Genomic DNA, 23,951 nt, shown 5'->3' with positions numbered 1-23,951 from the left:
CACACACCTAGCTAATAGTAATTTTTGCTATTAATTTTTTGCCCACTTTCAATACAAAACTATCGCCTTTATTAACCTGCAGTAAACTATCTTCCAATACCTTATCGTTTATATATACGCCTTTTTGTTCAATTAAGCGCTTGACTTTGCTTGTTGAATCGCTAAAGCCTATGTTTTTAATCAAGTGACATATCCAAATTGTAGGCGTATCAATTTTTACACTTATCTGGTCAATTGAGTCGGGTATTGTTTTATGCGTTAGTGCATCGAATGTTTCTTTGGCTTTTTGTGCTTCACCTGGCCAAAATCGCTCTACAATCTCTAGCGCTAACTGTTCTTTTACGATTTTGGGGTTTAGTTTGTTCTCTTGTATCTGCTTTTTATAATCCTCAATCTCTTGAATACTTTTGTTTGACAATAGTTCGTAGTATCTAAACATAAGCTCATCTGAGATAGACATCACTTTACCGTACATGTCGTTTGGGTTTTCGTTTAATCCAATGTAGTTACCCAAAGATTTGCTCATTTTATTTTTTCCATCTGTACCTTCAAGTATAGGCATCATAAGGATACTTTGAGGTCTTTGGTTAAATTTTGCTTGAAGCATTCTTCCAACCAATAGGTTAAACTTTTGGTCACTACCGCCAAGCTCTACATCGGCTTGCAGTGCTACTGAATCATACCCCTGAATCAATGGGTATAAAAATTCTTTTATGGATATAGGTTTGCCGCTTTTGTACCTTTTTTCAAAATCATCGCGCTCAAGCATTCTAGCAACACTCATGTGTCCTGCAAGCTCAATTAAACCAGCCGCAGTTAGCTTATTGCACCATGTGGAATTATATACAATCTTTGTTTTATCTTTGTCTAAAATTTTAAATACTTGCTCTTTATATGTCTTTGCGTTTTCTTCAATCTCTTCTTTTGACAGTGCCGGGCGCGTTTGTGTTTTACCTGTGGGATCTCCTATTGTAGCAGTAAAATCACCTATCAAAAAATAAACCTCGTGACCTAAGTCCTGGAAGTGTTTAAGTTTTTGTATAAGCACCGTATGGCCAAGATGCAAGTCTTTTGCCGTAGGATCAAACCCTGCTTTAATTTTTAGCGGTTTGCCTGTTTGAATTGATTCTTTTATCTTTTCTTTTAATTCGTCTTCTTCTATTATTTCTATACTGCCTCGTTTGATTTGTTCAAACTGTTTGTTTGCTAACTTTTCAACATCCATTAACTGCACCTCGAATACCCACAGTTTTTGCATACGGCGCAGCCTTCTACTTCTTCTAATACGCCACCGCACTCAGGACACTCCTCGTAATTTTTTTCAACCTTTTTGTCTAAAAAATGATCTTTTAGCACTTGCGCAATGGCATCTGGCACAGATTTAATTAGCCTACCTTCATTCCAAATTGGCTGAGCGCCTGTAATATTTATAAGCGTACCGACAATCTTTTCTACATCAACACCATTTTGCAAAGCAATTGAAATCAGCCTGCCTATAGCTTCAGATAAAGCCGATATATCACCGCCTGATTTGCCAATATTGGCAAAAACCTCGATAGGCTTTCCATCTAATGTATTTACCGTCACATACAAGCTGCCACGCGAAGTTTTGAGTTTTTCTGTAATGCCTTTTAAAATGTTGCCGCGCTTAATTGATTGAGACTGGCTTTTATTGGAAGCAGACACCAAAACCTGCACATTTCTTGAGCCATCTCTGTAGATAGTTAAACCTTTTAAACCCTTCTTTATAGAATACAAATAAGCCTGTTTAACATCATCTACGCTAGCTGAGTTTGGCATATTTATTGTTTTTGACACTGCATTATCCGTATAGGCTTGAAATGCCGCTTGCATATCAATGTGGGCAGTATAGTCCATATCCATTGAGGTTACAAAAACCTCGTTTAAGTCTTCAAGCGATTTGGGTACATTTAAGCCTTTGAGCCTGCCACCATTTGCTATAAGCTCTTCTAAAAAATCCTCCACATTAATGCCGCTTGATTGTAATCTATCAAGCAAACGCTCATTAACATACTTTAGTTTCTTGCCATCAAGCACCTGTTTATGATAAGCAAGTGTAAAATATGGTTCTATACCAGAAGCACAGTCTGCTATCATAGATATTGTGCCTGTTGGCGCTATGGTTGTAGTTGTAGCATTGCGCATCAAAATATTCTGATCTTTGTAAATGCTTTCCTCCCATGCAGGAAAGCAGCCTCTTTTTTGCGCTAAGTCACTTGATGCAATATGACTTTGACTTTGTATAAAATCCATCAGCTTACTTGCTATATTAATGCCTTCTTGGCTATTGTAGGCTACATTTAAGTCCACAAGCATATCTGCAAAACCCATTATGCCAAGACCGATTTTTCTATTCTTTAGCGTCTCGTTTTTTATCTGATCAATGGGATAATTATTTACATCAATCACATTGTCTAAAAATCTTACTGCAGTATGCACAGTCTCTTTTAAGTCTTCCCACTCAACCGCACCATCTTTTACAAACTTTGATAAATTAATCGAACCCAGATTACACGATTCATAAGGCAAAAGCGGCTGTTCCCCGCATGGGTTAGTTGCCTCAATCTCAACCCCTTTTATCTGGTGCAGCCTGTTTATTCTATCAATAAATACAAGGCCGGGCTCGCCGTTCTTCCACGCATTGGTGGCTACTTCATCCCATACAAGTGATGCTTTTAGTTTACCTACACTTTTTTTGGTATGCGGATTAATCAAATCATACTCTTCATCATTTGCCAATTTCTCTAAAAAATCATCTGTTATGGCTACACTTATATTAAAGTTTGATATCTCGCCTTCTTTTTCTTTGCAATGTATAAACTCCATAATATCTGGATGATCCACCCTTAAAATACCCATATTAGCGCCGCGCCTTACACCGCCTTGCTTAACCGATTCTGTTGCACAGTCAAACACCTTCATAAATGATACAGGCCCAGATGCTACACCTTTTGTAGACTGCACCACCTCGCCTTTTGGTCTTAGCCTACTAAAAGAAAATCCTGTGCCACCACCTGTTTTGTGTATAATAGCAGTCTGCTTTACAGCTTCAAAAATCTCTTCCATAGAGTCCCCAACAGGCAAAACAAAGCAAGCAGATAATTGCCCAAGCGGGTTTCCAGCGTTAACTAATGTAGGTGTATTGGGTAAAAATTTCAGTGAAGCCATAAACTCATAAAACTTTTCATACCAATAATCAAAATCTTTTTCTGTCTGTGCTATGTGTTTAGCTACTCTCTGCAGCATTTCATCGGGAGTTTCTATAACTTCGCCAAGCCCATTTTTTTTAAGGTAGCGCGATTTTAATACAGTGATGGCATTTTCACTAAAACTCATATATTTACTCCTTGAATATATCTCTAATGGTAAAATTACAGTACGTTTTGTTAAAAACTATGTAAAAGGCTACACTGTAGCGCTCATTGATTCCTAAATTGTCTGTATCATAAGTAGTAAAGGATTTTAATTTACCGTTAAAATCAAAAAAAAGTGTATTGTGGTAAGGTTTTTTTTGTACATCCTTTAATACTGCGTTTCTTACAAAAAAAATCGGCTCAACATGCCCTGCACCAAAGGGCTCAAACTCCCTTAGCTTATCCAATAAGTCACTATTGTCAAAAAGATCCATACTGCAAGCTAAGTCAACTTTGAGTTGGTTTTGTGTATTTACTTTTAGCTTTGCAACTTCTTTATTTACAGCATCCCTAAGGGGTTCTATGCGCTCTTTTTTCAATGTAAGACCAACGGCCAATTTATGACCACCAAATTTATCTATTAAATTTTCATTGTGTTTTATAACATCAAACAGATTAATAGATTCTACACTGCGACCGCTACCAACACATAAATAACTACCCTCTGATATAACAATCGAGGGTTTTCTGTAAAATCTCGCTAGATTTCCCGCCACTATACCAATAACACCCCTATGCCACTTGCCACTTACAACAATGGCATCTAAATATTTCGCATTGCCAACCATCGATTTTGCTTCTTGCAAAATTTTTTGCTGCAGACTTTTTCTCTTTATATTCAATCCATCTAACCAATTTGCAATCTTTAACATCTTTACTTCTTGCGTTGTTGTAAACAAATCTATGGCAAAATTGGCATCGGCTAATCTGCCAGCAGAGTTTATGCGTGGCGCTATCTTGTATGCTACATCGTAGGCACTTAAGTTAGATGAAATTCTTGAGACCGCTTTTAATTTATCAAGCGCTTTAGAACTTTTTGATAAACCATATTTTACAAATATTCTATTTACATCAACAAGCGGCACAACATCAGCAAGCGTACCCAGGCTAACAAGGTCTAAATAATTGGCCAAATTTGGTTCTTTTGTAAAAAAATTCCTATCACGCAAGGTTTTTCTTAGAGCAAGCAAAAAGTTAAATGCTACGCCCACGCCAGCAAGCTCGCTAAAGGGGTATTTTGAGTTCTTCATTTTAGGATTAACGACCGCATATGCATTAGGTATGCCATTTGGTTCGTGGTGGTCTGTGATAATTACGTCTATGCCCAGCATCCTTGCAAACTCTATTTCATCTTGGCTGGATATACCGTTATCCACAGTTATGATTAGTTTTGCGCCCTTTTGGTTTGCAAACTTTATTGCAACAAGCGACAAACCGTAGCCGTCTTCCCTTTTGGGTATGTAGTAGCTGACTTTAGCGCCAATTTCCTGGAAAAAATTTATTAGGATTGAGCACGCAGTAATGCCATCTACATCGTAATCACCTACGATGCAAATGTGCTCTTTTTTCTTAAGCGCTTCAGTCGTACGGCTTACGGCTAAATCCATATCATTTAGCAAAAAAGGGTCATAAAGCTGGGATAGCGATGGTTTCAAAAACCCGTCAATATCTTTGATGTTTCTGTTTTTTAAGATATTTATGAGTGCAAGGTAGGTGTATGTATTGCCAATTTTTACTTTTTTATTGTCAATATTGGAAAAGTCTTCATTGATAATAATGTAAATTAGCTCGCCTTTAGTGTTGTATCTTTTTTCTAAATTCATTATAGTCTTTCAAAATTTTTAAGTGATCAAATACAATAGACTCTGGCAAATTGTCTAAATCAAAAAAACCTAAATCCTTAGCATCATCGCCAGCCATTGGATTTGCATTGGTCTTAGCATAAAAAACTACGCTTACTGTGTGGCCCCTTGGATCCCTTGCTGGATCTGAGTAAACACCAAAAAGTTTGGGCTCTACAATATCAAGACTCGTCTCTTCCTTCATTTCTCTTATTACAGCTTGTTCTGTGCTTTCGCCGTAGTCTACAAAACCACCTGGCAATGCATAACCAAACGGATAATTTTTTCTGCTTATAAGCAGTACTTTGTTGCCTTTTTCTATGATACAATCCACTGTTAAAGATGGGTTTTTGTAAATTTTTACAGGATATGCACATCTTGGGCAGTTTAGCGTATGCTCGCTTTTTCCATTAACTTCTCGCAGTGCTTCTTCTATCTGATCCAAAACATTCTGCCTTGAGGTGCCACCGTAGGATTTTCTTTTGTCTACACTGCGATTGTAGTCTATGTAATCATAAACATCCTCTTCAATGACTTGCGCAAACTGCTTATACTCTTGTAGGGTTAGCGTTTGAAGCGTTTTATTTTCATTGATAGCATATGCTACAATAGCGCCAACGATCTTGTGAGCATCTCTAAAAGCATAACCTTTGATTGCCAAGTAGTCAGCTAAATCTGTTGCTGTGATAAAGCCTTTTTCTAAGGATTTATCGATTTCTTTCTTGTTTACCTTAACCTTAAGTATAAGTTTCGTTAGTATATCTACAATCATTAAACAATTGTCGATTGTGTCAAACAGCGCTTCTTTATCTTCCTGCATGTCTCTATTGTATGCAATCGGCAAGCCTTTCATAACTGTTAGCAGCGCAAACAAATTGCCATAAATTCTACCCGTTTTGCCTCTTATTAGCTCTAAGCTGTCTGGGTTTTTTTTCTGTGGCATTATGCTTGAGCCTGTGGAAAACTCATCGGACAGTTCTATAAAAGAAAACTCCTGAGAAGAATAAATAATAAAGTCTTCTGCCAATCTTGAAGCATGCATAGAAAAAATCGCGCAATTATTTAAAAATTCTATCATAAAATCTCTATCTGATACCGCATCGATAGAATTTTTAGAGATGTGTGTAAATTGGAGCAAACCGCTTAAGTAGTGTCTATCAATAGGCCAGATTGTACCAGCAAGCGCCCCAGCCCCAAGCGGCATAATGTCAATGCGCTTTATTGTATCTAAAAAACGCGCTTGATCGCGCTTAAACTTTTCGTAAAAAGCCAGTATGTAGTGCGAAAATAAGATTGGCTGAGCATGCTGCATGTGCGTAAAACCAGGTATAATTACGTCAATGTGCTCTTTTGCAAAAAGCACCAGATTTTTTAACAAAAGGTCAAGCTTTGCTATTATATTTATGCTTACATCCCTTAAATACAAACGCTCATCAAGCGCTACTTGATCATTTCTTGAACGCGCAGTATGGAGTTTACCCCCTGTTTTTCCAATTAAATTAATGAGCGCGCGCTCTATTGCCATGTGTATGTCTTCGTCTTGCGGGTCAAAATCAAACTCGCCTGTTTCAATCTGTCTTTCTATCTTGTGCAAACCGTCAATAATTTTTCCCGCTTCTTCTTGAGTAATAATTGACTGCTTTTCTAAACCTCTAACATGGGCAATACTGCCTGCTATGTCATATTTATACAGACGCTTATCGTAGCTTATACTTTGTGAAAATTGCTCCATAAGCTTATCTTCTTGAACACTAAAGCGTCCATCCCATAATTTATCATTCATTCAAAACACCTCTTTTTTGGTCAGATGCAAAACAAAAAAATCATCAAATAACCTCTTTTATTCCAAAACTCTAATTAAAACAGTGCCATTTTTGATTATACTTTTATGGTCTTGCTCAATCTCTAGAATCGCTTTTTTAATATTGGACTCTTTAGCTTTATGCGTCAAAACCAAAAGCGGCACCACATCCAAACCCTTTCCCGTCTGTACAACGCTTTTTATGCTAATATCATATTTGCTTAAAACATAGGCAATATTTGCAAGCACCCCAACGCTGTCTATAACGCTAAATCTTATATAAAAATGAGACTCAAGGCTGTCAATATCCACAAACTCCGTTTTCTCAAAAACACCCTTTGAAAGCGTATCTTTTACTTTGCCAGATTCAAAGTCTTTGGCAATATCAATAATATCTGCCACCACAGATGAGGCCGTTGGCAAACTACCTGCGCCTTTGCCCACATATGTAGTCTGACCTGTCATATCTGAGATAACGCTGATCGCATTGTACACACCATCAACTTTAGCCAATATATTTTCTGCTTCTACAAAATAAGGCGCAACGCGCACAAGCAGACGCTCGTTTTTCATACTTGCAATACCCAAAAGCTTTATTCTATAGCCTAACTGTCGTGCAAAATCTATGTCAATAAAGTCAATATCCCTTATACCTTCAACATAAACATCTTTTTCTTCAATTTTTGCGTTAAAACTTATGGCAGCCAAGATTGCCATCTTTTGTGCCGAATCGATGCCATCTATATCAAACGAAGGGTCGCGTTCGGCATAGCCTTCTTTAATTGCCTTGTTTAAGATAGTTTCAAAAGACTCATGTGTTTCAAACATCTGACTTAATATATAGTTGCATGTGCCGTTTACAATCGCTTTTATGCTTTTTATGTTGTTTGCCATCAAGTCTCTTGTGATAATCTTTATAATGGGCACACCGCCTGCAACGGAAGCTTCAAAACCTATTTTAACGCCATTTTTAGCTGCTTTCGAAAAAATCTCAACGCCGTAGTTTGCCAAAAGCGCCTTATTTGCACTAACGATGTTTTTCTTGTGTTCAATAGCCTCTATAACAAACCTGCGTGCCACATCAATGCCGCCAATTAGCTCAAGCACAATATCTATACGCTCGTCAAATAACTCTTTGTAATCTTTGGTATAAGTATAGTTCGTTAATAAATTCTTGCATTTTGAGGTGTGTGAAAACACTTTTTTAATATTTATGCCAAAACCCAGCCGCTTTCTTATTACATCGGCATTATCCTGCAAAATTTTTACAACACCGCAGCCCACAGTACCCAGTCCAAAAATCCCAACATTTATATCTCTACCCATATACAAGCTCCTTCATTAATTCTTCAACACTTAAAAGCCTATCAACGCGGTAAGCATTGCTACCCACCGTATAAATGGGCTTTTCTTTATCAGAATTGTAACCTGCGCTTGAGAGCAAACCATTGCATATACAAAAGTAATTTATATTGTCCACCATAGCAGGGCAGTAGCCATCTTTATTTAACAAGTAGCCTTTATCGCAGTTTGTGTGTCTTTTAGCTAACAAGGCATCCTGATACATAGGTGAGGATTTTATTACGCGAAATGGCAAGCCCGAAGGCGAACCCGGCCTATATGCTACCACAATATCATCTTTGTCGGCTCTAATCACAGCCTGCTTGTACTCAGGGCTAGCACTGCTTTCGAATGTTGCCAAAAAACGTGTACCCATCTGCACTGCATCTGCCCCCATATCCAAAAACTTCTTTATATCATCGTGCGTGTATATGCCACCTGCTGCTATAACAGGTATATCATCGCACCTTATGGCTTTTTCTTTTATGGGGAGCAGTATATTTTCAAGTTTGTTTTCTTCTTTGTCTAAATCGGCAAATCGAAAGCCCAAATGCCCGCCTGCAAGCGGCCCTTCTACTACCACTGCATCTGGTCTTCTGCCAAACCGCTCCCAGCGCTTGCAAATGATATCAAAAGCCCTCAGGCTAGACACAATGGGTACAAGTGCCACATCTTTACTTGTAGCTGCCTTTGGAAGCTCCGTAGGTAACCCTGCACCAGATATAATAATGTCAACACCGCCTGCAATTGCTCCTTTGACGCTTGCCTCATAGTCTCTTTGCACAGCAACCATAATATTTATGCCTATGCAGTTTGATCCGTCTTTGGCTAAAGCTACTTCTTCTTCGCATGCTTCGTATATAGAGTACTTTTTGCCGTTTCGCTTAGATAAAATTCTATCCAAAGCAACGCTTGATATAACGCCAATACCGCCGTTTTGAGCCACAGCTTTTGCCAAAGGATACAGGCTTACGCCCACACCCATACCGCCTTGTATAACGCAGTGCTCTACGATTTTATCCCTAATTTTTAGCTTCTTTAATGCCATATTCAAACTCTTTCACACCCTCACATTAATGATCAACATAAAAATCCAAAGTAAAACTCCAAACACTATAGGTTTTGCTGGTTTCGCGCTTTAACTCTCATACCTAAACATCTAAAGCAACCTTATTATTGTAATTGTTTGCTGCTTTTTCGAAACCAACGGTCACTATTTGCACGCTGGCTTCAGCGGCAATTTCAGCACTTTTGGCCAATATCTTTTTTTCCTGATCGCTCAATTTTTTTAACACAAAATCAGATACATTATCCTGCCTGCCAACGCCAATTTTTACCTGTATAAAAGCTTTTGAGCCTATCGCATCAATAATTGACTGCACACCTTTGTGCCCGCCGCTTGACGAATTTTGCTTAAGCTTAATTTTGCCAAGATCCATATCAATATCGTCTCTTATAACAATCAAATCTTCCACGCTTATCTTATAAAACTGCAAAAGCGCCCCCACTGCTGTACCGCTTAAATTCATATATGTAGTGGGTTTTGCAAGCACAACCTTGTGATTTTCTATAAAACAAACTGCAATTATAGCGTTAAAACTACTATTACTGCTAAACTTTGCGTAAAACGCACTACCAAGCGCATCTAAAGCCCAAAAACCCGCGTTATGAAAGGTATTTGCATATTTTTCACCAGGATTTCCAAGCCCTACAATTGCATGCATGCTGCTTTAGTGGTTATTTAGACACTGCACTTTCCGCTTGGCTTTCTTGCTCTGCTGCGGTTTGTTCTTCTTTAGACTTGCCTACAACACCCACGATTTCAAAGTTTCTGCTGCTTGCAATTTTCACGCCTTCTGGAAGCTCTAAATCAAAAGCATGTATAGAATCGCCTATATCTAAATTTGATACATCAAGCGCTATCTCGTTAGGTATACTGTCAGGTAAGCTGTTAAGCGTAATCTTTTTTCTTGGCTGGTATAGATCGCCGCCTGCTTTTACACCTTTTGCATCCCCTTTTAACACAATGGGCACTTCAATATTGATGTGCTTGCTTGGATCAAACTTATAAAAATCCACATGGTAAACCTCTGATGTAACGGGGTGCTTTTGCACTTCTTTTATAATGCACCTAAATGTTTTATCTTCAAAAGCAACTTCAAAAATATCTGTTCGCCTTGCCTTTCTCAAAACAGCAACTGTTTCTTTTTTATCCAAGCTGAGATTAATAGGATCTTGTCCGCGACCGTACATTACAGCGGGTATGAGGCTTTGTCTTCTTAGTGCCTTTGCTTCTGCTTTTGTGTCTCTTATCTGTGCTTTAAGTTGCATTGTTCCTCCCTTTAGTCAAACAGTGAGCTGACTGACTCTTTATTGTAAATTCTTCTAATTGCCTCTCCGATTAAATTGGCAACAGAAAGCGTTTTTATCTTTTTGCAGTCTTTTTTAGCATTCCACACAAGCGTATCTGTAATAACTAACTCTTGAATGGGTGAGTTTTCTATGCGCTCAAGCGCTGGTCCAGAAAGCACAGGATGTGTGCAGCATGCATAAACCTCACGCGCTCCATTTTCTGTCAAAGCAATGCTTGCGTTTACAATCGTGCCTGCTGTGTCTATCAAATCATCCACAAGCACGGCAGTTTTGCCCGAACAATCACCAATTATATGCAGCACCTCACTGACATTGGGTTTGGAGCGCCTTTTATCCACAATAGCAAGGCTGCAGCCTAATTTTTTGCCAAGATCCCTTGCGCGCTCTACACCGCCAGCATCAGGCGAGACTATAACAATATCGTCTTTGTGAAGATCGCGGATGTAGTTGGCAATAACAGGCGATGCATACAAGTGATCCACGGGTATATCAAAAAAACCCTGGATCTGGCCTGCGTGCAGATCCATAGCTACAATCCTATTAGCACCGGACACGGTCAACAAGTCAGCCATAAGCTTTGCGCTTATAGGTACACGCGATTTTACCTTTCTATCCTGCCTTGCATATGCGTAATACGGCAAAACTACCGTAAGCGAGTTTGCGCTTGAGCGCTTAATCGCATCCATCATAACAAGCATTTCCATTATGTTTTCATTCACTGGTCCAGACAGCGAACAGATCAAAAAAACATCCGAGCCCCTTATATTTTCCTTTATCTGTACCGAAACCTCACCATCGCTGAAGCGCGAAATCTCCGTATCAACAATCGGCTCATTGAGATAATCGCTTATCTTTTGGGATAACTCTCTGTTTGCTGAGCCAGCAAGCAACTTTAAACCTCTCATTAAAACCACCTTGCAGTTTTTATCGATTAAATGACTAATCTATCCCCCTCTAACCTAGGCAATAAGCCAAAAAAAACTTTTAAAAGGGCGTCTATCGAAACGAAAAAAAGCCCTTAAAAACTTACCAGCTTAATCTATCAAATAGCGCTAATTTTGTCAATAATTAGCTAAACAAAGAGAGGTTTGGTGCAAAAAGAAGCAAAATTTACCTTGCGTTTTAAATTAGATATGATGATGTTAAAAGGGGTTATAGTTTACTCGACTCTTTTTCAAAATACTCTTTTATTTCTTTTAGATATATTTTGCAAGCAGGTTCTGTTAATTTGTCAAATAATTGTCTTTCTCAAAGCGAAATTCAAACATTTCAAATCGTATTTTTTAAAAAATAAAGTTTTGAGTTCTTGTTTCACAATCACTCAATTATTAAACTCTATGCTTATCAACCCAATACCTAATTCTCTTGTATCGTTGCTTATTCCAAGTGATTTTGGAGAGGCTGCGTTTGGAATCTTTATAACAAGCGAATTTTCATTTTGTGCAACGTTATTTATATTCAAAGCAATAGTTTGTGGGAATTTGTCCTTACTTGTATAAGTTTTAGAGCCAATAAGTTTTTCATTTAGATAAAACTCAAACTTTTGAGGATGATCTTTACTAACCAAAGCGTTAATAATTGTAAGTTTCATATACATGGGTTTTTTAAACTCCTCACTTCTAAATTTAAAACTTACAGACACTTCTTTTGCACAGGTCCATGTACCCCAGCTTTCTGCGTTACAAAAACCAGAACCTATATATCTCTGAGAGTTGCCAGATGCAGTAAAGCTAATAGTATAAGGTATTTTCGTTATTATAGGATTTGGCTTAGGGGCTTTAAATATCATAAGAAGCTGACCTTCGCTAGATGAAGCGGCTGGATCATAAACTGTCGGGTATGGGAAAAATATCTGCAAAGATTCTGATTTATACTTATCTACAATAGGCTTTAACTGATCGAGGCCTCCCAGTATACCCACTCCAAAGCATTCACCTTTACCATCTGGGCAAGCCCACTGTCCTACCCAGCCATTGTTATTTGTCCAGTTAATGGCAGTGCCAGTCTTATAACCAAAGGATTTGTCAAGGTAGCCATTTTTTTCTAAGTATTGAGGCAAAAGTTTAGATGCATCGCCACCGTCTGAGAGGAATTTTTGAGAAGAGGAGAAAAGAGTAGAAAATATATCACTAAAATATTTTAAATATTCAATGTGTGCTTTTTCTAAGGCAGAGTTAATATAGTTTTTGTTAATCTGATAAATTATAACTCCACCAACATTATTAGGTTTTATATTTAAAAGATCAAGTAATTTTTGTACTTCAGGATTGTGATAATCTTCAGGCAAAATTATAGCCCCTACGTTGCATTTTGCGAGGTAAGAAAAAAAAGAAAATTTATAAGCATTATTAAAGATGGGATGTGGTGAATTTTCACCGTAAAAAAAGTCTAAAAGTACAGGTTTTAATTCTTGATCCAAAATTAATTCTTTTGGTGATGCACCGGCGATTTCTTGAGATAGATTAAAATAAAAATTTGTTTTTTGTTGCCATAGAGGACCTTGAAAACCACCAATTGCATAAGTGGGGAAAATAATAACATTTTCTCCCTGTTTTATATATTTTTTGTATGCTCCAGATGAAATAAAGGCTGGATATTGAATATTTGAGCCTTTGTACATACTGAGTTTTGGGATTAAAAAAATAATGACCAATGCTGCTATAGCATATTTAAAACTTTTATTTATGTTTATCTTTTCTAACCATATAGCGCTCATAACGCTTGCGATTAATACAATGTATAGAGTAAATCTGGTTGGTAAGGCTTGTCCTGTCAGTGGCATTTCTGTAAATATATACCATGGCATTGGTATTAATTGGTGACCTAATATGTTTAAATAAGGTCCAAAACTAAAAACCAATATAACCACTAATAGCGATGAAAGAAAAATATGTAGTTTATTCTTACTACGCCAAGCTATTACTATGAAAGAAACTATAATAAATATCAAAGGCAAACCTAAATATGCTCCCTCTTCACTAAAGTTTCCTGTAAAATGATAGCTGATTGGAGCAAATAACTGGCCAAAAAGCAGCGTTATAGGGGTTGGAATAAAAAGATTCAGCGGGTCTGTTACATAAAATGCTATGGATTGCAGATGTTCCTTTATGTACCCATAAAATATGAAATATAAATATGGGGATAGCAATAAAATGCTTATTAAAACTGCGGCAGCTGACTCCAAAGTGGTTTTGATTATTAACTTTCTATACACTTCATTTGTGATAAAAATCAAAAACATTATAAATAGCGCAATAAACCCAAATATTACAAAAGTAGCATATATCTCATTTGACACGCCAAACTGAAAAGCGAGTAATATGCTAAAGAATATCAGATACTTTTTAAAGCTAATATAATTTTTAAATCTCAGTATAAATATATAAATCAAAAACGGAATAGCAAATACTATATCAAGATTCAAATGTCCAAGAAGTTGCCCCCACACGTAGCTTGAAAAAAAGAAAACAAGTCCACCAAATATAGAAGAAATTTGTTTTAGATTTAGGCTTTTACATATCAGATATACGCCAAAAGCCCCCAAAGAAAGAGACAGAATTATAGCTAAATTATAAGAAAAAATAGGGCCAAAAATGACTGTTACGGGTGAAAACAATAACGCAATAGATGGCACACTTGTAGTCCAAGCGAGGTTTTGGCCAAAAGGAGCCCAAAATGCCTTTGTCAGAAATGGGTTTAACCCATGAGATATGGCATAAGGCCACCATTTTAGGCTCCATAAATAAAATGCAGGGTCACCGCCAATATTCACTTTTGATATAAAATCAAAATTCATCGGTATGCCCCAAAACACGATTGCTAAAAGCAGGTAAATAAAAAAAGCAAAGTATTTTGTAGAAAAGAAATTCTTAAACATACTGTTAATCTTCATTGGTCTGTCCTTCTAATTGATTCCTAAATGCAAAATATTTCAAAAATACAAAACCGCTAAGCGTATATACTGCCCCGCTTATAATCTGGGATATATATGGATTAATCTTAAAAATATGAATACACAAAATCAGAGTTAAGAAATTTAGCCCATAAGATGTCAAAAGCGACAAAACAAATTTTGGAAATTCCTTTTTTGGGTGAGCTTTGCTTTTAAATGTGTAGATTTTATTGAGGGCATAAGATACAATGATGCCTATTGCATAACCTATAATATTGCTTATTTCTGGAGACGTGCCAATAAACATAAGAGAAAATATAATCCCATAGCCAACAATTGTATTTATGATGCCGACTAAGAGATATTTTAAGAACACTCTAATACTTTCTTGCTTTAACAAACCATTGTCCACCTAATGGTAAACCAGTGAATATTTTTTCAAGTTTTAAAAGATAGGAAAATTTTGGTGGTATAAATAAAAAATATCCAGCTGCATCTACTTTAAAATTGGATTTTTCAAGTAATTTAATCATTTCGTATTTAGATAACAACAAGCAATCTTTATCAAAAGGACATTCTTTTACTAGCTTGCGTGTTATAGGATTATATGGATTGTGTTCAAATATAAATAAACAATCATTGTTTGTTAATAAATTCTTAATTTTTTCTATATTAATAGATCTTTCAGCTGGACACATATGATGAAAAACTCCCGCAATAAAAATTAAATCAAATTGATCAAAACTTTCATCCGTTTTTTGATCATCCACAGTAAAGAATTCACAGAATGGATACTGACTCTTTGCAATCTCAATGCTTTTTTGGGATATATCGATACCAAACAATTTAGAATCAGGAAATTTCTCTTTTAGAAATGGCACATTTCTACCAATACCACAACCAAATTCAAGAATTTTTTCCGGTTTAAAGTTAATATAATTACTAACAATATCAATCTTATATCTAGCAAAATATTTATCATCTTTTGAAAAAAATTGAGTTTGACCTTTTAAAATCTCATCATAATTTTCAGCAAAATCATCAAAATTTATCTTTTTCATTACTCTATTACCTTATCAACTATAAATCTTGGCCTAGCTTTTACTTCTTTATATATTTTGCCAATATATTCGCCTGCTACTCCAATAGAAAATATCGTTAACCCTCCTAAAAGATAAATGGGGATAACCACAGAAGCCCAACCAGGAACAACACTATGTCCAAAAAATTTAACAAAGACGATATAAAAACCCATTAAAATGCTTAACAAAAAGACAATAATACCTAAAACTGTGATAAACCTTAGTGGCATGACACTAAACGATGTTATCCCCTCAAACGCAAATGCAAGCATCTTTTTAAGAGGATATTTTGATTCTCCCGCCTTACGTTCTTTTCTATCCTCATAGATTATCTCCGATCTAAAACCCATTAAGGGAAACATCGCTCTTAAGAAAAGATTGACCTCCCTGAAAGATAATAATTCCCTTTGTACCCTATTTGTGGTTAATCTAAAATCTGCATGATTATAAACAATTTCTACCCCCAATAAAGCCATTAATTTATAAAACAATACTGCTGTAGTTCTTTTAAACCAGGAATCTGCCGAACGTCTTTTTCTTGCAAAATATACTATATCGCAGCCATCATTTATTTTTTTTATGCCTTCCTCGACTACATTTATATCATCCTGTAAATCGGCATCTATAGTAAGAGCCGCATCGCATTTGTCAACCACATATTCATAACCTGCAAGTAAAGCATTTTGATGTCCAAAATTGCGAGAAAATTTTATTGCTTTTATAAAATGCGAAATTTGAGCTGCTTTTTCAATAGTATGCCACGTATTGTCTTTACTACCGTCGTCTATAAAAAGCAAAAAACTGTCTTCTGATATTTCACTTGCTTTCATTCTTTCTAAAAAGTCTGATAAAATATTAATTGTTTCTGGCAAGACTTCTTCTTCATTATAGCAGGGAATTATAACTGCAATTTTTGGCTTTCCGTTATCTTTTATCAACGATCACCTCCAGCAATCTTTTTTGCGTTTTCTTCCCAGGTAAGATACTGCATACCTTCTGATTTTGGATGGTTGTGTTCTTTGTATAAGTTTAACCATTCTCATAAGATGTCATTGTAAACATAAACAATAAAGGCATAATAAAGTAGCCTGTCCCCTTTTACCCCTTGTCATTAAAAATTATATTCATAAGCTGTTCGGTGCTTTGTTTCCAAGTTAGCCACGGCATATCGTCCGATTTTGGATGTTTTCCTTCTTTGTATAAATTGAGCCAATCTTTAATAGCTTTAGCCAAATCTTCAGGTTTATTGCCATTAAAATAAAAAGCATAATCGCCTGCCACTTCCCTAAAAACCGCAATACCTCTTGCAATAATTGGCAGTTTATGATGAGCGGCTTCAATTAACGGCAGACCGAATCCTTCGCCCTCACTTGCCGCAATAAGGCAGGTGCTTGTCTTATACACCTCTTCAAGATATTCGTCGCTGATACCCTCAAGCCAAAAAAGGTGTTTGTTGAGTTCCTGGTGTTTTATAAGTTCTGATAAAATCAAAGGGATAGTTCGTCTTTGATTTATCGGTAAACCTTTCCAGCCTTCTTTCCCCACAACTACAAGGTTAATACTTATGTTTTCTTGCCATAATAAATTAAATGCTTCTATTGCCTGTAAATAACCTTTGCGCGGCTCTATTGTGCCGACCATTAAGAAAGTTGGCGCCGCATATAATTTTTCTAACAAAAGTTTAGCATCTTGGGGGATGCCTGTTATAGGAAAATTATTTTTTATATCTGCTCCTTGATGAAAATAGGCGCTATTTACCGGTTCGATACGGTTATAATTGTTTTCTTTAAACCAATTTATTAAATCATTGGCTGTTGATTTTGATATAGAGATTAGTCCTGAAGATACCTCATAAATCATTTTTAGCCAATTTTCAAAAGCTTTCTTGGTATCCCCCGGCGGAAACCATTCTGGATGTCTAATCGGAAGCAAATCGTAAACAATAAAGTAAATCTTAACACCGTAAGAATTATAGAGTCTTAATATTTTATTCCTTGCTTCCAAATACTCCCAATTTAAGTCAAGACCTAAGAAAATATCGTTTCTACCTTGTTGAATAATATCATCATTTATGCCACATTGCTCACCACATTGATCAATATTTAAAAATTTAAATGTAAATTTGCGCGCATAACGGTAATGATCCCCGTCAAAAAAAATAGGCTCTATTCTAAAACCTTCAGGGGGATTTTTTAAAAGCTCAAACATTATAGCTTTTGTAACTCTTTCGATACCTGTTTTTAAATCGTATTGGACTAAAGCAGAGATATCAATAAAGAGTTGTTTTTGAGAGGTTTTAAAAGAACAATTCGCTATAGATTCGGATATCGATACTATATCTTTATGAGAGGGTTTTATATTTGTATCGATATTGCTTAATAAATTTATTAGATTTTTATATTTAGTATGTTCGCTATTTAAATAAAAATTCTCTATAGCATTAAAATAATTATTTGCAATTTTTTTTGGATTATTATGTTCTAAAATATATTTTCGCCCTGCGATGCTTAACTTTTCACGTAATTCAGCGTCGTTTTTTAACTTTTCAAGCGCATTTATTAGACCTTCGTCGTCAAATTCGTCCGGAAGTTTTATTAAAATATCCTCGGGGTATTCGGCATTTGTTCCATGAGCGTTTACAATAAGGGGGATTCCGTGAGCTAAAACGTCTAAAACGGCTCCTGAAGTTTCCCCTCGGGATATAGAGCGCAATTGCACCGCAACATCACAAACCGAAAGGTATTGCTGATAAATAGTTTCATCTACAAAACCCGTGATTTCAATATTTTTTTGCAATCCGCTTTTTTTAATTGTTTCAAGAATATTTTTGCCGTAATCATCGCCATGATTTTCTCCTACAAAAATCAAACGGCAATTTTTACATTTGCATAGTGATGAATTTAAAAAGGCATTTAACAAACGATGATTTAGTTTTGCGACACCTAAAAATCCGAACGAACATATAACAAAATCATCTTTGGCAAAACCAAGAGTACTTCTAATGCCGATAGTATCATTGTAATTTATAGCTTTAGCACAACCTCGCAAATGAGGGATATAAGAAAAATTATAACCATGATTTATCCCATACCATTCTTCAGCTTTTTCGATTGAGTGTTGTGAATGAACAATAATACCTATAGAATCATCCAAAATTTTTTTATTAACCGGATAAGCATATACTGTTTTCTTTATAGCGTTTTCATTTAAAAAAATCAAGGCATTATAACCATGCGAATAGTACAAAGATTGTTTAAAAAAATCAGGAATATAACCATAAACTTCCATCCAATTAATTACGTGGCCTAAATAAAAATCGTGAAGCACTACTACCCCTGGATATTTTTTTAATAACAAAAACATATGCTTGTGGAACGGCGAATTTCCAAACTGATACAATATTCGGTCAAATTTTTTTATATTGGCCTCAAACCAAGGAATGTCATGTATAGAAAAATTTGCCTTTAAATACGCATCTTCCACATTAGGCTGATCTACGATTAAGCAAATATCATAATATAAGGCAAGTTCAGGTAAAAGTTCTTTGCTGTAATTTGAAATACCTGAGCGCTCCGGCGGAAGAGGGGACAAAAACGCAAGGCGTGGTTTATAAGATAATTTGCTATCTGCTGATATTGGTTTTCTTGAATTATGATTTTGGTGAATAATCTCAAAAGCTTCTATTGCCCTTTTTGCCGACTCATTCCACGAAAATTTCTTTGCTTGTTTTAAAGCATGTTCTTTTAACGAATTTAGAAAACTATCATTTGTAAGCGCTTCATATATTTTATCGGAAATGGATTTTGCGCTAAAAGGATCAAATAAAGCATCTTGTCTGCCTATAACTTCAGGAATACTTGTGCTGTTTGATCCTATAGTCGCAGCTTGGCATGCCATAGCCTCAAGAGGGGGAAGTCCAAAACCTTCATATAAAGAAGGGTAAACAAATAGCTTGCAAAGGTTGTATAGGGCTATTAAATCATCATCTTTAAGATAAGGGGTAAATATAAGCTGATTATTGCCAATATTGAATTTTTTAGCATAAACACTTAAATCATGTTTGGTTTCATCGGCTATTTTACCGGTAATTACAAGCTGATGCTCTTTTTTAATAGTAAAGGGAAGCATGCCGTAAGCTTCTATTAACCTTTTAATATTCTTTCTTTCGTCAAAACCACCCGGGGCATACATAATAAAAGGTTCTTTAATATTATTGCAACGGTTAAATATGGATTTTTTTTGTTCTTCCGAATATTTAAGCGGTTTAAAACTCTCATCGGTAGCAGCAGATATGTTTATAATATTTTCTTGCGCAATGCCAAGATTATTTATTGCTTCTTTTTTTGAATATTCAGAAATAGCTAAAAAAAGACTTGCATTTTTAAATGATTGAATTTTTCTATAATACCATTTTTTTATTTGTTCATTATATAAATAATTTTCAGGATTAACATAAGGTATTAAATCGTACAAGGTTACGGCGGTTAGTATTTTTGAATCAAACTTACCTATCGATGTAACAGCATCGTCGAAAAAGCCCTCAAACAAACTATTTATATGAACTATATCTGGTTTGAGCTGGGAGATAATTACGTATTCTCTAATTAGCTCTGAAGCTCTTGCGCGCCATTCATTTTGCGGGTCAGCTTCAGCAACGGGTCCATGGGCGGAAAAAACAAAAATGCGTTCTTTTGGAATTAAACCTTCAAATGATTGTCTGATATACGGGATTGTATCGATGAAAAGAGCGTTCAAAGAAAGCCATATCTCATGATCGCAGGCATTCTTTGCTATTGCCTTAGCTAAAGACATAGAATAACGACCCATGCCTCGAAATCTGCTTTCTGACTGGCAAGCTTGCAAATCCAACACTATGCGCATTTATTTTTTTCCTCTTCAATGGCATTTTTTAAGTCATTGTAGATTTTTCTGGCTGTAGGGCCTAGATCTGGATTTTCTATTTCTGTTAAGTTTTCATCATAAAAGCTTGCACCATTATTGACATCTTCTGCCTTTTTTGGTCTATCTTGGAGCCCAGGAAACGGTTTTAGGCAAAGTTTTACAAAAGATTTTAGTTTTGGTTTTTTATTTAGGTATTCTTTTGTTTTGGTTATGGTCTTTCTTGTAACCAGTCTTGGCCTGCTCTCAGGTGTGAATGTAATCCAGGCTATAGCGCCAGTTTTAAACCACCTCGCAAACCTCCCAAGTAGCCTGAGAGGGTAGGTTATTTTCCAGGGTTTACTGTTTAAAAGGCTGTTATACAGTGTAAATGCTTCTACAATTTTACTCTCTGCCTCTGTTATTCTGTTCTCTGACTCTATAGATTTATTTTCAATATTTAATATGCGATTTTGAAACTTTTCTAACAGTGTAAATGCTTCTACAATTTTACTCTCTGCCTCTGTTATTCTGTTCTCTGACTCTATAGATTTATTTTCAATATTTAATATGCGATTTTGAAACTTTTCTAACAGTGTAAATGCTTCTACAATTTTACTCTCTGCCTCTGTTATTCTGTTCTCTGACTCTATAGATTTATTTTCAATATTTAATATGCGATTTTGAAACTTTTCTGAAAGATTTTCTAATGTAACACCATATTCTTTTGAAAAAACCTCATCAAAGAGAGCGGTAATTTCAGAATTTGCATGTTTTTGAGCGATGATGGCATAATCAGGACTCGAGGAATAAAGCACCTGCAATAAACTTGCAAATTCAGGATTTCTTATATTCTTATCTTCTTGCAAGCGAAGTATCTTAGATTTTGCGAATCCATAATACTCTGTCAAAAAAAGGAGCAATAGCGGGGGCAGAGGTCTTATATGCGTGGGATCTAACCAAAAATTTGTCGTTGCAACCATTATGTTTTCTGGGTTAGGAGTTTCTAATATCAGTAAGCCGCCTGGTTTTAAAACACGCAAAGCTTCTTTGACTAAATTTTGCAGCATATCAAACGGCAAGTGCTCTGCAATATGAAAACCAGAGACCGCAACAAAGCTCTCATCCTGTGATTTTTGAAGAAATTCTAAAGCGTCACTGTGGATTACATTTAAGTTCAAGATTTTGCAAGCCTGCAGCATACCATCATCAATATCAACACCTAAGCCAATAAAAGCGTTTTCGCTGACTAATTCTATCCATTCTCCACGCCCACATCCTAAATCGAGAACTTTTAGTTCTTCTGTACTGTAAATATTTTTAAATGGCTCTATAAAAGGCAGGTATACTGTTAGTCTTTCTTTAATAACCTCCCTTGAACCCCTATGCTTATCTTCAAATGCTCTGTAAAAATTATCCTGCATCTTTTATTGGCTCCTTTATCCTGCTGCGCATCTCTTTCACGCTTTCAATTAGTTTTTTTCTTTTACAATATCGCGCATAACTCTGTGAGTGCCCCTAAATTGTAAATATATGCCTTACAATCAATCAAAATTCTTTTAACAACCACAATTTACTCATTCATTTATTCATTTGTTTCTCTTTTAGCCTCACCTACATCAGAAGTTACTCAACATTACCAAATTTCTTACTTTTTTGCAACATTTTCTATAATGGATAATGGAGAAAAATCAAACTTAGGTAGAATAAAGTAGCCTGTCCCCTTTTACCCCTTTTACCATTTAAGGCTTGACAGCAGAAATAGTCTGTAATTATAAATTAGTCTGTAATTATAGTTCAGATTGTCGGTGTTGCCGAAAAAATCTGATTGGTTCAGTTGTTCGGGCAAGGGAAATAGCCATAGTTCGGGACAAAAGCCGAATTTCGACGCAAAACCGCAAAATCCCGAAATGACAGTTCCTATCAGTAATTCTCCAGTGTCGCTCATGCAGAATTTACACTTATAAGTATATAAAAAACTCATTTAAAACCAACTGCAATTTTAATCAAAAATTGCAGTTGGTTCTGTTTTATATGCCATAATTTTCATATGAAACAATAGATTTGCGGCAACCATCCTATTGACAATGATAAATATCCTTGTTAAAATAATTAGGATATAGTTTATTAAGGAGTGTGAAACTTGAACATGAGTGCGGACGAGTCTTTGCGTCTCAAAAGCAATCTTTCAACGTTAATGGGCAAGTATAGATATTCCATTAAAGACGTTCATGAAAAAACTGGACTGTCAAGGAACACTATTTCAAGCCTTTATAATGACAAAGCTACCCGCATTGATTTCGAGACAGTACTTAAATTATGCTGTCTGTTCAAATGCGATGTCAATGAACTCTTAATACTTAGCAAATGTGAAGCAGAATAAAATTTATTTAATTAGGGAGTTTTGACAATGAGTGACAATGAGAAGAAACCCGTTTCCCCGAAAATTCTATCGATATTCTCGGGCTGCGGCGGTCTGGACTTAGGCTTCCATCTTGAAGGATACACGACTATTTGGGCGAACGATTTCTCCGAATGGGCTGTAGCATCATTCAAAAAATACTTCGGGGATGTAATAAGACTTGAAGATATTACAAAAATCGATCCGTATAAGGATAAGTCTATCCCTGAGTGTGACATCGTGCTCGGCGGTTTCCCGTGCCAGGACTTCTCTGTAATATGGAAACAGCCGGGGCTGAATGGCAAGCGCGGAGGACTATACAGGCATTTTCTTGAATTTGTTGATGCTAAAAAGCCTAAAGCCTTTGTCGCGGAGAATGTTAAAGGTCTGCTGACCGCTAACAAGAGAATGGCAATTGAGACTATTATAAAGGATTTTGAATCCATAGAACCAGGCTATGTTTTAAAGCCTCATCTCTACAATTTTGCTGATTACGGCGTACCGCAGTTCCGTGAGAGGCTGTTAATCGTCGGTGTGCGCAAAGACACGGGATTTAATTTCATCCATCCGCTTCCCTCTCATGGAGAAGGGCGGGCGCATCCGTATGTTACGGCAGGCAAGGCTCTTGAAGGGGTTGAAAAGGTTCAATTTAATAATGAGCCTATCAATTCTCTTCCGAAAACAAGGAAAATGCTTGAGCGTATACCTGAAGGAGGTAATTTTACAGATATCCCTAAAGATGATCCGCTGTATGTTAAAGGCATGATAAGCCATGTATACAGAAGAATCAATCGGAGCGAACCTTCTAAAACAATTATTGCTGCCGGAGGCGGAGGTACATGGGGATATCATTATCCCGAACCACGTGCACTGACCAATCGAGAACGCGCTCGGCTCCAATCCTTCCCGGATGATTTCGAATTCATCGGAAATATCACTGAAGTCCGGAGGCAAATCGGCAATGCCGTACCGCCGGAAGGAGTACGTGTCGCGGCACGCAGATTATTGCCATTGTTTACGGGCGAGTATCAACATATAGATTTAAATGATATTTTTGATAAGCTGTCAAAAATGACAGTGAAAGAACGTTTGGATTATGTAAACTCAGAGATGAATTGACGGAGGAT

At 36.3% G+C, this 23,951-nt stretch carries 17 protein-coding genes; 2 read left to right on the top strand and 15 right to left on the bottom strand.

Going from position 1 to position 23,951, the window contains the following annotated elements; all coding sequences use genetic code 11:
- Window positions 1-7 precede the first annotated feature (7 nt).
- The 15 genes from tyrS to DESAMIL20_RS09730 all read right to left on the bottom strand — a co-directional run bounded on the left by tyrS (window position 8) and on the right by DESAMIL20_RS09730 (window position 21,847).
- The gene (gene tyrS, locus DESAMIL20_RS09800; protein WP_086034667.1) at window positions 8-1,225 is read right to left on the bottom strand and encodes a tyrosine--tRNA ligase; all 1,218 of its coding nucleotides are present in this window, start codon (window positions 1,223-1,225) and stop codon (window positions 8-10) included.
- Window positions 1,225-3,357, bottom strand: a complete 2,133-nt coding sequence (locus tag DESAMIL20_RS09795) for a vitamin B12-dependent ribonucleotide reductase (RefSeq protein ID WP_086034666.1) — start codon at window positions 3,355-3,357, stop codon at window positions 1,225-1,227. Before DESAMIL20_RS09795 ends, tyrS begins: the two co-directional genes overlap by 1 nt.
- 4 nt (window positions 3,358-3,361) lie before the next feature.
- Window positions 3,362-5,038 (bottom strand): single-stranded-DNA-specific exonuclease RecJ, encoded by a 1,677-nt coding sequence (gene recJ, locus DESAMIL20_RS09790; protein ID WP_086034665.1) that lies wholly within the window; start codon window positions 5,036-5,038, stop codon window positions 3,362-3,364.
- Entirely contained in the window at window positions 5,010-6,839 is a 1,830-nt protein-coding gene (gene argH / locus DESAMIL20_RS09785; protein ID WP_086034664.1) for an argininosuccinate lyase, read from the bottom strand. Before argH ends, recJ begins: the two co-directional genes overlap by 29 nt.
- Before the next feature lie 57 nt (window positions 6,840-6,896).
- On the bottom strand, window positions 6,897-8,183 hold the full coding sequence (locus tag DESAMIL20_RS09780) for a homoserine dehydrogenase (RefSeq protein ID WP_086034663.1): 1,287 nt from the start codon (window positions 8,181-8,183) through the stop codon (window positions 6,897-6,899).
- Complete coding sequence (locus DESAMIL20_RS09775; RefSeq protein ID WP_086034662.1) at window positions 8,176-9,246, bottom strand: NAD(P)H-dependent flavin oxidoreductase; 1,071 nt, start codon at window positions 9,244-9,246, stop codon at window positions 8,176-8,178. The genes DESAMIL20_RS09780 and DESAMIL20_RS09775 overlap by 8 nt, the downstream gene beginning before the upstream one ends.
- Window positions 9,247-9,349: 103 nt before the next feature.
- Entirely contained in the window at window positions 9,350-9,922 is a 573-nt protein-coding gene (pth, locus tag DESAMIL20_RS09770; RefSeq protein WP_086034661.1) for an aminoacyl-tRNA hydrolase, read from the bottom strand.
- 13 nt (window positions 9,923-9,935) lie between these two features.
- Window positions 9,936-10,529 (bottom strand): 50S ribosomal protein L25, encoded by a 594-nt coding sequence (locus DESAMIL20_RS09765; RefSeq protein WP_086034660.1) that lies wholly within the window; start codon window positions 10,527-10,529, stop codon window positions 9,936-9,938.
- Window positions 10,530-10,540: 11 nt separating this feature from the next.
- Window positions 10,541-11,476 (bottom strand): ribose-phosphate pyrophosphokinase, encoded by a 936-nt coding sequence (locus DESAMIL20_RS09760; RefSeq protein WP_086034659.1) that lies wholly within the window; start codon window positions 11,474-11,476, stop codon window positions 10,541-10,543.
- Between the two features lie 416 nt (window positions 11,477-11,892).
- The gene (locus DESAMIL20_RS09755) at window positions 11,893-14,463 is read right to left on the bottom strand and encodes a DUF7024 domain-containing protein (protein ID WP_204218599.1); all 2,571 of its coding nucleotides are present in this window, start codon (window positions 14,461-14,463) and stop codon (window positions 11,893-11,895) included.
- A complete protein-coding gene (locus DESAMIL20_RS09750) occupies window positions 14,453-14,875 on the bottom strand; it encodes a GtrA family protein (RefSeq protein WP_204218598.1) in 423 nt (140 codons plus the stop codon). The genes DESAMIL20_RS09755 and DESAMIL20_RS09750 overlap by 11 nt, the downstream gene beginning before the upstream one ends.
- Complete coding sequence (locus DESAMIL20_RS09745) at window positions 14,841-15,524, bottom strand: class I SAM-dependent DNA methyltransferase (RefSeq protein WP_086034658.1); 684 nt, start codon at window positions 15,522-15,524, stop codon at window positions 14,841-14,843. The genes DESAMIL20_RS09750 and DESAMIL20_RS09745 overlap by 35 nt, the downstream gene beginning before the upstream one ends.
- Window positions 15,524-16,483 carry a glycosyltransferase family 2 protein gene (locus tag DESAMIL20_RS09740; RefSeq protein ID WP_204218597.1) on the bottom strand — a complete coding sequence of 320 codons (960 nt, stop codon included), beginning with the start codon at window positions 16,481-16,483 and terminating at the stop codon, window positions 15,524-15,526. The genes DESAMIL20_RS09745 and DESAMIL20_RS09740 overlap by 1 nt, the downstream gene beginning before the upstream one ends.
- 160 nt (window positions 16,484-16,643) lie before the next feature.
- A complete protein-coding gene (locus tag DESAMIL20_RS09735; protein WP_086034657.1) occupies window positions 16,644-20,426 on the bottom strand; it encodes a glycosyltransferase in 3,783 nt (1,260 codons plus the stop codon).
- On the bottom strand, window positions 20,417-21,847 hold the full coding sequence (locus tag DESAMIL20_RS09730) for a methyltransferase domain-containing protein (protein WP_086034656.1): 1,431 nt from the start codon (window positions 21,845-21,847) through the stop codon (window positions 20,417-20,419). Before DESAMIL20_RS09730 ends, DESAMIL20_RS09735 begins: the two co-directional genes overlap by 10 nt.
- Window positions 21,848-22,572: 725 nt before the next feature.
- Between DESAMIL20_RS09730 and DESAMIL20_RS09725 the strand changes: the two genes are divergently transcribed.
- Together DESAMIL20_RS09725 and DESAMIL20_RS09720 are read left to right on the top strand one after the other, a co-directional pair.
- Entirely contained in the window at window positions 22,573-22,806 is a 234-nt protein-coding gene (locus tag DESAMIL20_RS09725) for a helix-turn-helix domain-containing protein (RefSeq protein ID WP_086034655.1), read from the top strand.
- Between the two features lie 27 nt (window positions 22,807-22,833).
- Window positions 22,834-23,943, top strand: coding sequence for a DNA cytosine methyltransferase (locus DESAMIL20_RS09720; RefSeq protein ID WP_086034654.1), 1,110 nt, complete (start codon window positions 22,834-22,836; stop codon window positions 23,941-23,943).
- The last annotated feature ends 8 nt before the right edge of the window (window positions 23,944-23,951 follow it).

This window comes from Desulfurella amilsii (genome assembly GCF_002119425.1).
Lineage (GTDB): Bacteria > Campylobacterota_A > Desulfurellia > Desulfurellales > Desulfurellaceae > Desulfurella > Desulfurella amilsii.
Note: the sequence above shows the minus strand (reverse complement) of the source record. Positions and strands in the feature narration are given on the sequence as shown.